The 11,478-nt window shown below is 72.1% G+C and carries 8 protein-coding genes; 3 read left to right on the top strand and 5 right to left on the bottom strand.

Features of this window, described 5'->3' with window-relative positions; translation table 11 throughout:
• The first annotated feature begins 1 nt into the window (after position 1).
• Positions 2-640 (top strand): pyridoxal 5'-phosphate synthase, encoded by a 639-nt coding sequence (locus tag JSX79_RS03980; RefSeq protein WP_071294778.1) that lies wholly within the window; start codon positions 2-4, stop codon positions 638-640.
• A gap of 150 nt (positions 641-790) precedes the next feature.
• Here JSX79_RS03980 and JSX79_RS03975 read toward each other — a convergent pair whose 3' ends face one another.
• From JSX79_RS03975 to JSX79_RS03955, 5 genes are all read right to left on the bottom strand, one after another.
• The gene (locus tag JSX79_RS03975; RefSeq protein ID WP_229085224.1) at positions 791-3,148 is read right to left on the bottom strand and encodes a GNAT family N-acetyltransferase; all 2,358 of its coding nucleotides are present in this window, start codon (positions 3,146-3,148) and stop codon (positions 791-793) included.
• The gene (locus tag JSX79_RS03970) at positions 3,145-4,563 is read right to left on the bottom strand and encodes a lysine N(6)-hydroxylase/L-ornithine N(5)-oxygenase family protein (RefSeq protein WP_229085223.1); all 1,419 of its coding nucleotides are present in this window, start codon (positions 4,561-4,563) and stop codon (positions 3,145-3,147) included. The genes JSX79_RS03975 and JSX79_RS03970 overlap by 4 nt, the downstream gene beginning before the upstream one ends.
• Positions 4,560-6,011 (bottom strand): pyridoxal-dependent decarboxylase, encoded by a 1,452-nt coding sequence (locus tag JSX79_RS03965; RefSeq protein WP_229085285.1) that lies wholly within the window; start codon positions 6,009-6,011, stop codon positions 4,560-4,562. Before JSX79_RS03965 ends, JSX79_RS03970 begins: the two co-directional genes overlap by 4 nt.
• A gap of 112 nt (positions 6,012-6,123) precedes the next feature.
• Entirely contained in the window at positions 6,124-8,589 is a 2,466-nt protein-coding gene (locus JSX79_RS03960; protein WP_070417725.1) for an ATP-dependent helicase, read from the bottom strand.
• 12 nt (positions 8,590-8,601) lie between these two features.
• On the bottom strand, positions 8,602-9,612 hold the full coding sequence (locus JSX79_RS03955) for a glycerophosphodiester phosphodiesterase family protein (protein WP_071294783.1): 1,011 nt from the start codon (positions 9,610-9,612) through the stop codon (positions 8,602-8,604).
• Between the two features lie 59 nt (positions 9,613-9,671).
• Here JSX79_RS03955 and JSX79_RS03950 point away from each other — a divergent pair, with 59 nt between their 5' ends.
• The gene (locus JSX79_RS03950; RefSeq protein ID WP_229085222.1) at positions 9,672-10,184 is read left to right on the top strand and encodes a hypothetical protein; all 513 of its coding nucleotides are present in this window, start codon (positions 9,672-9,674) and stop codon (positions 10,182-10,184) included.
• A gap of 209 nt (positions 10,185-10,393) precedes the next feature.
• Positions 10,394-11,257, top strand: coding sequence for a Bax inhibitor-1/YccA family protein (locus JSX79_RS03945; protein ID WP_070417722.1), 864 nt, complete (start codon positions 10,394-10,396; stop codon positions 11,255-11,257).
• Positions 11,258-11,478: the final 221 nt, after the last annotated feature.

Genomic DNA, 11,478 nt, shown 5'->3' with positions numbered 1-11,478 from the left:
CATGCCCTCCGCCCCGCTGTCCGGTGACACCTCGTTCGCGTTCCCGGAGTACACCGACCCGCCAGCATCACCGTTCGACGTCGCCCGCACCTGGATCGACGAGGCGCGGGACGGCGACGTGTCCGAGCCGATGTCGATGACGCTCGCCACCGCGGGGTCCGACGGCCGGGTCTCGGCGCGGACCGTGGACGTGAAGCGGCTCGACGACCGCGGGCTCGTGTTCGGGACCTCGACGCTCAGCCCGACGGGCCGGCAGCTCGACGACAACCCGTTCGCCGCGCTCCAGGTGTACTGGCGGGAGACCATGCAGCAGCTGCGGTTCGAGGGCCGGGCCGTGCAGCTCTCCGACGCCGAGTCCGACGCGCTGTTCGCCGACCGGTCTCCGAAGTCCCGCGCCGCCACCGCGATCGCCGACCAGTCCTCGGTGCTCGAGCCCCGGACGCTGCAGGACCTCATCGACGACGCGAACGCGCTGCTCGACGAGTCCGAGGACGACGTGCCCCGCCCGGAGGGCTGGGTGGCGTGGCGACTCGAGCCGGACCGCGTCGAGTTCTGGCACGGCAGCCGCGACCGGATGCACCGGCGGTTGCAGTACGTGCTCGCCGACGGCGCGTGGTCGGCGGCGCGGCTGCAGCCGTAGCGCGCCGCGGGCGGCGGGCCGGCCGCCTGGCCTGCCGCACAACCAAAGCGCGCTCGAACCACGCAATCCCGTGGCTCGAGCGCACTTTGGTTGTGCGAACGCGAACCGACCCAGCCGCCGCCGCCCCGCGCCGCGCCGCGCGCGCCCGCGCTACCGCGCGATCGGGTTCGGCATCGCCCCCGCCCGGATGAGCGACGACGACTGGTCCGCCAGGTCCACCATCGACAGCGTGTTCCGCAGCTGCAGCCGGTTGAGGCACGAGTGCTCGAACGCCGGCACCCGCAGGTCCAGCGGCCGCCGGCGCTGCGGGTGGGCCGCGGCGTGCGCGTCGACGCACTCCCCCACCACCTGCCAGAACCGTGACTCCGGCAGGACCCCGTCGTCGTCGAGGATCGCCGCGACGAAGCGCAGCACCCCGTCGAACACGTCGGTGAACACGGCCAGCGCCGCTTCGTCGTCGTCCACCGGGTGCACGATGCGCTCGATGTCGGCGGGCACCGGGCGGTCGGCGTGCCGCCCGAGCACCGCGACCTCCTCGCCGATGTCCTTCATCACCGCGCGCACCACGACCCCGTCACGGACGACGAGCACGAGGTTCTCGCCGTGCGGCATGAACACCAGGTCGTGCACGGTCAGGCAGTGCACCACGGGCAGCAGGTACGCGTCGAGCCAGCGCCGCACCCACTCGTCGGCCGGCAGCCCCGATGCCTCGATCAGCGCCGACACGACGGCGTCACCCGAGGCGTCCCGGTGCAGCAAGGCGGCCATCGTCAGCAGTCGCTCGCCGTCCGTCACCCGCGGCAGCGGGCTCTCCCGCCACAGCGCCGCGAGCATCTTCCGCTGCGGTGAGGACACGTCGACCCGGTGGTATGCGTCGCCGGTGTACCCGATCGCCGCGTGCTCCCGAAGGACCGAGAACCCGGCGCCGGTCAGCGTCTCGTCCGCGGACACGAGCGCCGCGACCCAGTCGTTCACCGCCGGGGTGTTCCGCATGTACGCGGGCGACATCCCCCGCAGGAACCCCATGTTCTGCACGGCGAGCGCCGTCTTGACGTACGAGCGCTCCGGGTGGGAGCGGTCGAACGCCGTCCGGATCGACTGCTGCGGCTGGTACTCGTCCGGCCCCTCGCCGAGGTCGACCAGGTCCTGCCGCCCGAGGTCCGGCGCGAACGTGACGGCGATCCGGTGCTGCCACTGCCACGGGTGCACGGGGATCCAGACGTAGTCGTCGGGGTCGAGTCCTCGGGACACCAGCACGGCCCGGAACCCGGCGGTGGTCTCCGGGTCGAGCTCGGCCGCCCAGTGGTCGCGCTCGGTGCGGTCCGCGGCGAGCGCGAGGTGCGTGCAGGCCCGGCGTGCGGCGAGCCAGCGGTAGCGGAACCGACCGCCGGCCTCGGGAGCGTAGGCGCGGTACTCGTCCAGCCCGAACCCGATCCGCCCGTTCGCCGCCACGAACGCCGGGTGCCCCTCGGTCATCGCCGACTCGACGTCCTGGAACGACGCGACGACGCGGTCGGCCCCCTCCGTGCGTCCCCGTGCGAGCTGCGCTGCGGACGGCCCACCACGACGGTGCTTCGCGGCGGCGCTGGCCAGGGTGGAGGCGATCTCCTCGAGGTACGTGCCGAGCAGCGCGTCGGGGACCCCGAGCACGTCGCGCAGCTCGAGGACGAGGTCCTGCGCGCTGAGCGGGGCCGCCGCACCGGCACGGGTGCGGGTCAGCGACGTCTCGTCGATCGACCAGTGCTCGAGCACGTGCCGGCGCGCGCGGAACCGGTAGGTCGACTCCCCCGCGTCGAGCCGCCAGGCGTCGCCGTCCGGCTGCGGTTGCACGAGGCGCTCGTGCGTGAACTCGGCGATCGCCTTCGCCACGAGGTGCCGCTGGGCCGGTTCGAGGTGCTCCGGCCGGAGGTGCGCCGCGGGCCCGTCGCCCTCGGGCAGCCCGATCCGGTCGGTGTCGAGCACGGACAACAGGGCGCGCTTGCCGTCGACCTCGACCACGCGCAGCACGCGGAACCCGACCTCGGCGTTCTTCGCCTGCACGGCGGTGTTCCGGACGTCGGGCTCGACGACGACGCGGCGTGCTCCGAGGACGTCGCGGCAGTGCTCGACGACGGTGCGCATGACGGCGCTCGTCAGTCCGTGCACCCGTCCGTCGGCGGGCGGCGGCGCGACGAGCAGGTGCATGCCGACGTCGCCGGGTTCGGCGGCGAACACGTCGGTGAGCAGGACCCGGGCCGGGTCGTACGTCTCCGCGAGGAACACCGGGACGCCGTCACGACGGCCGAGCCACGCGGCCTGCGCGGGATCCGCCTGCACGTCCGCGAGGTACGTCCGCACCGCATCGACGTCGAGGTGTCCCATGCCCCACCACGACGACGCGGGGTGCGCGAGCCACGACTGCACGAGGGCGGCGTCACGATCCGGGTCCACGGGTTCGACGGCCTGGAGGCGCGGCTCGGCCCCGCCGACCTGGGTCACGTCCGGCAGGGTGGTCGCGTCGACGGTCATGCGGAGACCTCCGCGCGCTCGGTCGCGTGCCGGGGCGGCGCGCCGTCCGCGGTGCTGCCACGTGCCGTGGAGCGGGCCGAGGCGGGCAGGCCGAACTCCTGGAAGGCGATCCGCGCCTCCAGGCCGTACACGGGCCGACCCGTGACCGAGCGGATGATCGACGCGTTCCGCCACGCCCCCATGCCGAGGTCGGGTGCGGTGAGGCCGTGCGTGTGCTCCTCGGCGTTCTGCACCCAGATGCGGCCGCCGAGTCGGTCGACGTGGTGGTCGCGTGCGACCGCCAGGCGCCCCCGGGAGTCGCGGGCGACGAGGTGCTCGACCGGTGCGAGGAACGCCGCGGACCGCGGTCGGTACCCGGTCGCCAGGACCAGCCGCTCGACCTCGTGCTCGTAGGTCTCGCCGAGCTGCTCGTGCCGGAGGGTCAGCCGGTACGTCCCCCGGTCCGCCAGCCAGACGGCGTCGACCACGCTGGTCTCGGTGCGGAGCGTCGTCGGGACCGGTCCCGGCGCGCTGAGCCGGTACAGCTGGTCGTAGAGCGCGTCGACGAGGTCCGCGCTGATGCCCTTGTACAGCCCGCGCTGCTCGCGACCGAGGTGGTCGCGGACGTCCTCGGGCAGGGCGTGGAAGTGGTCCGTGTACTCCGGGCTCGTCATCTCGAGCGTGAGCTTGGTGTCCTCCATCGGGAAGAACCGCGGCGAGCGGGTGATCCAGTCGAGGCGGTAGCCGTCCCGCCGGACGTCCTCGAGCAGCTCGCGGTAGACCTCGGCGGCGGACTGGCCGCTGCCGATCACCGCGATCGACCCGGCACGGCGCAGGGCGTCACGGTTCGGCAGGAACTCGGCGGAGTGGATCGCCGGCCCGTCGATGCCCCGCAGGGGTGCGGGGACGGACGGCTCCGTGCCGATGCCGACGACGACGTGGCGTGCGCGGTACGTCTCGGGACCCTGATCGGTCTCGGCGTGCACCGTGAACACGTCGGTCGTCACGTCGTGCTCGACGGCCGTGACCCGACGACCCCAGCGGAGGGTGTCGAGCCGGTCGGCGGCCCACCGGCAGTACGCGTCGTACTCGCTGCGGAGGGGGTGGAAGTCCTCGCGGATGTAGAACGGGTAGAGCCGACCGGTCTCCTTGAGCCACGCCAGGAACGAGAACGGCGAGGTCGGGTCCGCCATCGTCACGAGGTCCGCCATGAACGGCACCTGGATCGTGGCGTCGTCGAGCATCATGCCGTGGTGCCAGGCGAAGCCGTCGGCGGCGTCGAGGAACACCGCGTCGAGGTCGTCGAGCGGGTCGGTGAGGCAGGCGAGGCCGAGGTTGAACGGCCCGATGCCGATGCCGATCAGGTCGTGGACGGGGCGGTCGGCGGTCTCGTCGGCCGGACGGTCGGCGGTCCGGAGGTCGTCGGCGGTGGTCATCGCGTTGCTCCTTCCGGGGCGGAGGTGGCCGCGCGGACGCGCGCTGCCGTCGCGGCGACGTGGTCGAGCGAGGCGCGCATCTGCGCCGGGGTCGTCTCCGGGTTGAGCAGCGTCAGCTTGTTGCAGGGGCGCCCGTCGATCACGGTCTTCGCGATGAGCACCCGCCCCTCGGCGAGGAGGGCCGCACGGATCGGGGCCACCAACGCGTCGGCGTCCGCGTCGGTCACGCCGGCGGGCTGCCACCGGAACAGCACGGTGCTGAGCTGCGTCGGCGCGACGAGCACGAGGTCCGGGTGCTCGTCGACGATCGCGTGCGTGGCCGCCGCGAGGTCGATCACCGCGTCGAACGCCCGCCCGACGGCCTCGGCGCCGGACGCTCGGAGGGTCGCCCAGAGCTTCAACGCGTCGAACCGCCTGGTGGTCTGCAGGGACTTGTCGACCTGGTTCGGCTCGGCGGCGTCCTCGGGGTTGAGGTAGTCCGCGTACCAGGCCGTTCGGCGGAGGTCGGCGGGGTCGCGGACGACCAGCGCGCTCGACGACACCGGCTGGAAGAACGACTTGTGCAGGTCGGCGGTCACGCTCCGCGCACGCTCGATCCCGTCGAGCAGGTGCCGACGGGTCGGGGACACGAGCAGGCCGCAGCCGTACGCGGCGTCGACGTGGAGCCAGACGTCCTCGAGGTCGCACACGTCGGCGATCGGCTCGAGCGGGTCGATCACGCCGCGGTCGGTGGTGCCCGCCGTGGCGACGACGGCCATCGGGGTGCGGCCGGCCGTGCGGGCGGCGGCGATCGCCTCGGCGAGGGCCGCGGGACGCAGCCGGCCGGCTCGGTCGGTGGGGACGTCGACGACCGCGTCGTCGGGGAGGCCGAGGAGCCGGGCGGACTTGCGGACGCTGAAGTGGGACTCGGCGGTGGCGAAGACGGTGAGCATCGGGGCCGTCGCGGCTGTCGCTGCCGTCGCGGCTGCCGCTGCTGTTGCTGCCTCTCGCGCCAGCAGCAGCGCCTGCAGGTTCGACTGGGACCCGCCCGAGGTGAACACCCCGTCACCGCCCGCGAACCCGATGCGCCCCGCGAGCCACGCCACCACGTGCCGCTCGATGTCGGTCCCGATCCGCGACTGGTCCCAGGTGTCCACCGAGGTGTTCACGGCGGCGAGCACCGACTCCGCCGCGACCGCGGGCAGCGCGACGGGGCAGTTGAGGTGGGCGAGGTAGGCCGGGTCGTGGAACCAGACGGCCTCGCGGACGAACAGGTCGTCGAGCTCGGCGAGCGCCCGGTCCGTCCCGAGGGGTTCCGCGTCGAGGTCGACGGCGGCGACGCGGGCCCGGAGTTCGTCCGCGGCGGTGTCGGTCGTCGGTCGGTCGACGTCGGAGATGCGGTCCGCGAGCCGGTCGACCGTCGTGGTGACGGTGGTCCGGTAGCGCTCGGCGTTGGCAGAGGTCAACAATTCGATGAGGGCTGTCACGTTAGGTAAGGCTAACCTCACCTCGCCGCGATTGTCACGCGCAGCAGCACGCTCCCGACATGGCCGGGCGCGTCGGCGTCAGGGGCTCAGCGCCTCAGAGCTTCTCGATGGGCGCGATCTTGATGAGGAGCTTCTTGCGGCCCGCGGAGTCGAACGCGATCTCGGCGATGCGCTTGGCGCCGATGCCGGTCACGGCCGAGACCGTCCCCTCGCCGAAGTCGACGTGCTTGATGCGGTCGCCGGCCACGAGCTCCATGTCGCCGTTGTCGCGGACCTGCCCGGACACGCGGTTCGCCCACTCGGTCTTCGGACGGGTCTTCTGCGCTGCGGCCGCCCGGTCGTACGAGCCACCGCCCCAGCCGCCACCGCCGCGGTACCCGCCGCCGGCGCCGCCGCCCGAGCCACCGATCCCGCCGCCCCGTCGGGCGTTGAGGGCCCGGGGTTCGGTCCCGCCGCGGCTGTTCGCCATGCCGGGAGACTGCTTCCACTCGATGAGCCCCTCGGGGATCTCCTGCAGGAAGCGGGACGGCATCGCCACGTTGACGTCACCGAACTGCGCACGGGTCATCGCGAGCGACAGGAAGAGGGACTTCTTGGCGCGGGTGATCCCCACGTAGAAGAGCCGGCGTTCCTCGGACGGACCACCCGGCTCGTTCGCCGACATCCGGTGCGGCAGCAGGTCTTCCTCGACGCCGGTGAGGAACACCGCGTCGTACTCGAGCCCCTTCGCCGTGTGCAGTGTCATGAGCGACACCGTTCCCGACGAGTCGTCGAGCTCGTCCGCCGCGGCGACGAGGGAGACCTCGGTCAGGAAGTCGGACAGCGTGCCCTCGGGGTTGTTCTTCTGGAACTCCCGCGTCACCGCGACGAGCTCGTCGATGTTGTCCGCACGGGCGGCGTCCTGCGCGTCGGGCGACTTCCGGAGGTTCTCGAGCAGCCCCGAGCCGTCGAGCAGCTGCGTGAGGGTGTCCACGACCGGCTGGGTACCGGCGCGGGACGAGACATCGTCGAGCAGGGCGGCGAACGCCGTGATCGCGTTGCGCACCTTCGGCCCGAACCCGAGTTCGTCGGCGTGCCGGAGGGCGTCCCGCATCGTCGTCTCGTGCTCGTCGGCGTAGCGCTGCAGGGTGGTCTCGGTGACCGCGCCGATGCCGCGCTTCGGGACGTTCAGGACCCGTCGGAGCGCCATCGGGTCGGCCGGGTTGGCGACGGTGATCAGGTACGCCATGGCGTCCTTGATCTCGGCGCGCTCGTAGAACTTCGTGCCGCCGAGGACCCGGTACGGGATCGCCGCACGGATGAAGATCTCCTCGAGCGCACGGGTCTGCGAGTTCGTCCGGTAGAAGACGGCCATGTCGCGGTACGACATGCCGTCCTCGTGCAGGCGCTGGATCTCGTCGGCGACGAACTGGGCCTCGTCGTGCCCGGTGTAGCCCGTGAACCCGACGATCTTGTCGCCGGCGCCGACGTCCGTGAACAGGTTCTTCGCCTGCCGGTCGAAGTTGTTCGCGATGACGGCGTTCGCGGCGTCGAGGATGTTCTGCGTCGACCGGTAGTTCTGCTCGAGCAGGACGACCTTCGAGTTCGGGAAGTCCCGCTCGAACTCGACGATGTTGCGGATGTCCGCCCCGCGGAAGGCGTAGATGGACTGGTCGGAGTCGCCGACGACGGTCAGCGACGCCGGGGCGATCGACCCGTCGGCCTCGCGCATGCGGGCCACGTGCTGCCCGGCGTCCTCGAGCTTGTCCACCTGCTCGACCGGGACCGGCCGCGTGAGCTCGCGGATGAGGGCGTACTGGGCGTGGTTGGTGTCCTGGTACTCGTCGACGAGGATGAACCGGAACCGGCGCTGGTAGAGCGCGGCGACCTCGGGGAAGGCGCGGAAGAGGAACACCGTCTGGCCGATGAGGTCGTCGAAGTCGAACGCGTTCGCCCGGCGCAGCTCGTTCGTGTACCGCCGGAAGACCTCGGTGAACATGACCTCTTGCGGGTCGTTCGCGTTGATGTTCCGGGCGTAGGAGTCGATGTCCTGCAGCTCGTTCTTGAGCTTCGAGATCTTCGAGGCCGCAGCGCCCACGGTCAGCCCGAGCGAGTCCGCCTCGAGCTCCTTGATGATCCGCTTGAGCAGGGCCTTCGAGTCGGCGGAGTCGTAGATCGTGAACGACTGCGCGAACCCGAAGCGCTCGGCTTCGCGCCGGAGGATCCGCACGCACGCCGAGTGGAAGGTGGAGATCCACATCCCCTCGGACGCCTGCCCGACCAGCGCCCGCACGCGCTCGCGCATCTCGGCCGCGGCCTTGTTCGTGAAGGTGATCGCCAGGATCTGCGACGGCCAGGCTTCTCGGTTGGCGAGCAGCAGGGCGATGCGGCGGGTCAGCACGCTCGTCTTGCCGGAGCCCGCACCCGCCACGATGAGCAGGGACTCGCCGCGGTACTCGACGGCTTCCTTCTGCTGGGGGTTCAGACCCGCGGTGAAGGGGTCGTCGTAGGCGCGGTCACCGGCGCCGGAACCGTCAGCACGGCCGGGCGTCGAGTCGAAGGGGTCGAGCACGATCGTCATGTCCGGGACAGTCTAGGCCGGGCCTCCGACAGCCGAGCGGGCGAGCACGGCCAGGTCGGTGTGGTCGGCGAACACCCCGTCGACGCCGGTGCGGACGACCGAGGTGAACCACCGCTCCCAGTCGCCGAACGCCGCGACCTCGCCGCCGCGACGCAACGGCGCCGGCAGGAAGCGGTTCTCCGGCCGCAGCGTCCACGTGTACACGGCGAGCCCGGCCTCGTGCGCGCGGTCGACGACGGCGCTCCGCACGGGTGCCGGATCCTCGAGCGCGACGCTGTCCACCCCGGCCATCAGCGTCCCCAGGTCGACGCTGATGCCGTGGAACTCCGTCGCGAACGCCGTGAGCGCGTCGTCGGACCGCTCGGCCGCGTAGGTGGGAGCCAACGACCCGTGGGACGCGACCTCGTCCGCCGCGCTGCCCCGCGCCTCCTGGAGGTAGACGAGCCGCCCGCCGGTCCCGCGCTCCCGGAGGTCCCGCAGCACGCCCTTCTCGAAGCTCTCGACGGTGAGGCGCTCGTCCCCGCGCCACCCGGTCTCGGCGAGGACCCCGTCGAGGAGTTGCCCCATCGGGAAGCCGGCGCGGTCGAAGAAGTCGGCGTGCTTGACCTCCGCGACGAGTCCGACCGGCCGTGGCGCCGCGTCGAGGATCGCGAGCAGGTCCTCGAGGCGGAGGACCGGCTCCTCGCCGTCGTGCTCCGCCGACCCCGGTCGCAGGGCGGGGAGGCGCTCGCGGGTCCGCAGCGTCCGCAGCTCGGCCCACGTGAAGTCCTCGGTGAACCAGCCCGTCGTCTTCTGCCCGTCGACCGTCTTCGTCGTGCGCAGGTGCCGGAACTCGGGGTGGTCTGCGACGTCGGTCGTGCCGGAGACCTCGTTCTCGTGCCGCAGCACCAGCACGCCGTCCTTCGTGGGCACGAGGTCCGGCTCGATCGCGTCGGCACCGAGTTCGATCGCGAGCTCGTAGGCGCTCCGCGAGTGCTCGGGACGGTAGCCGGACGCACCGCGGTGGGCGATCACCAGGGTCATGGCCCCGACACTACGGCCACATCCGGCGCGCGGCGTCCCGGGGCCGGTAGGTTCACGGCATGGGGCTCGCCCGGGGGTGGAAGCGGAGCAGCGTCGCCGCGGCGACGGTGCTGGTCGGCGTCGCGGCGTGGGTCGTGCCGGCCTCCGGATCGGCGCCCCTGCACCTCGCCGAGGGCGGGGGCGAGGTCTGCATGGAGGGTCGCACGGACGCCACCGTCGGCATCGCGATGCTCGACCACCCGACGGGCGACCCGATCGTCGTCAGCGCGGTGTCCGCACCGGGGGACGGCGTGCGCATCGTCGACGCGTTCGTGGTCCGGTACCCGCACGGTGCGACGGATCCGGTCCGGTACGGGACGGACGAGTGGCCGGTCCCCGCACACTGGGGCGAGCCGGAACCGGCGCTCGGCGCGTCGGTCGCCGCGGGCGATGCCGCCGACCTCGTCGTGCACGTCCGCCGCGATGCGCGCGACGGCGGCACGGTGGGACCGGTCCGGGTCGCGTACACGCAGGGCGCGCGGCTGTGGTCGGAGACGACCGGTACCGAGGTCTCGCTGCGCGCGCACTGCTGATCCAGGAGGCGCGGTGCCGGTCCGCCCCGACCCGCACCGTGAGCGGTCGGCGGGCTCCGGGCCGGTTCGGGGCGCGCACGCAGCGCACGACCGTAGGCTGCGCTCGTCGGGTCCCCACGGGGCCGCTTCCGCTCGCCGCGAATCCTCAGCCTTCCGCGACCGAGCCCACCTAGGCTGAGAGGACTCGAATCTCCAAGGAAGAGGACACCATGGCCTTCAAGCCCGGTTTCGACCAGTCCCCCGCCTTCAACAACCAGGGGCCCAACACCTGGGGTGGGCGCGGCGCTGGTCAGCAGCAGGCCGGCTGGGGACAGACCCCGCAGCAGGCACAGGGCGGAATGACCCCCGAGCAGCTGCAGTACATGTACGACCGCCCGGCGGCCAGCACGGTCGACACGGACCGCATGTCGTACGAGGACACCATCGTCAAGACGCTGCTCGCGTTCGGCGTGCTCGTCGTGGGTGCCGTGGCCGGCTGGAACGCACCGATGATCGTCTGGATCATCGGCGCCGTCGCCGGGTTCGTGCTGGCGCTCGTCAACATGTTCAAGAAGAAGCCGTCGCCCGGGCTCGTCCTGGCGTACTCCTTCGCCCAGGGACTGTTCGTCGGTGGCATCTCGCACTACTACCAGAACGCGTTCGGCGGCATCGTCGTGCAGGCCGTGTTCGGCACGCTCGGTGTCTTCGCCGTGACGCTCGCGCTGTTCGCCTCCGGCAAGGTCCGCGCGACGCCGAAAGCCACGCGCTTCTTCCTCGTCGCGATGGTCGGGTACCTGGTGTTCTCGCTCATCAACCTGGTCCTCATGTGGACCGGCGTGACGCAGACCGCGTTCGGTGCCCTCGGGTTCGAGATCTTCGGCATCCCGCTCGGCGTGATCATCGGCATCCTCGTCGTGGTCATGGCGGCGTACTCGCTGATCCTCGACTTCGACCAGATCCAGACCGGCGTCCGTCGTGGCGCTCCCCGGATCTACGCGTGGACGGCGGCGTTCGGGCTCATCGTCACGATCGTGTGGCTGTACCTCGAGATCCTGCGCATCCTCGCCATCGTGGCGAGCAGCCAGCGCAACTAGTACTCGGCACGACCCGAAGGGCCCCGGCGAACACGCCGGGGCCCTTCGTCGTTCCCGGGTCGGGGGCGGCCGACGACCCTCCCACGCCGAGATCGCACGACATGCCGCACGTGCATCGCCGAGGTCTCACAACCTGCCGCACGACCTCGCCGCGAGCGGCAGATCGTGCGACTTCGCCGCACGCACGACCTCGCCGACCGGCCCCCGGACGCAGGACGGCC

Source organism: Curtobacterium sp. GD1 (genome assembly GCF_020882855.1).
Taxonomy (GTDB): domain Bacteria; phylum Actinomycetota; class Actinomycetes; order Actinomycetales; family Microbacteriaceae; genus Curtobacterium.
The sequence above is the reverse complement of the archived record's forward strand: the minus strand, read 5'-3'. Positions and strand labels throughout refer to the sequence as shown.

Bases quoted from the DNA above. Each gene is read 5' to 3' on its own strand.
- JSX79_RS03980 (WP_071294778.1), top strand. From the start codon at position 2: ATGCCCTCCGCCCCGCTGTCCGGTGACACCTCGTTCGCGTTCCCGGAG.
- JSX79_RS03975 (WP_229085224.1), bottom strand. From the start codon at position 3,148: ATGACCGTCGACGCGACCACCCTGCCGGACGTGACCCAGGTCGGCGGG.
- JSX79_RS03970 (WP_229085223.1), bottom strand. From the start codon at position 4,563: ATGACCACCGCCGACGACCTCCGGACCGCCGACCGTCCGGCCGACGAG.
- JSX79_RS03960 (WP_070417725.1), bottom strand. From the start codon at position 8,589: ATGACGATCGTGCTCGACCCCTTCGACTCGACGCCCGGCCGTGCTGAC.
- JSX79_RS03955 (WP_071294783.1), bottom strand. From the start codon at position 9,612: ATGACCCTGGTGATCGCCCACCGCGGTGCGTCCGGCTACCGTCCCGAG.
- JSX79_RS03950 (WP_229085222.1), top strand. From the start codon at position 9,672: ATGGGGCTCGCCCGGGGGTGGAAGCGGAGCAGCGTCGCCGCGGCGACG.
- JSX79_RS03945 (WP_070417722.1), top strand. From the start codon at position 10,394: ATGGCCTTCAAGCCCGGTTTCGACCAGTCCCCCGCCTTCAACAACCAG.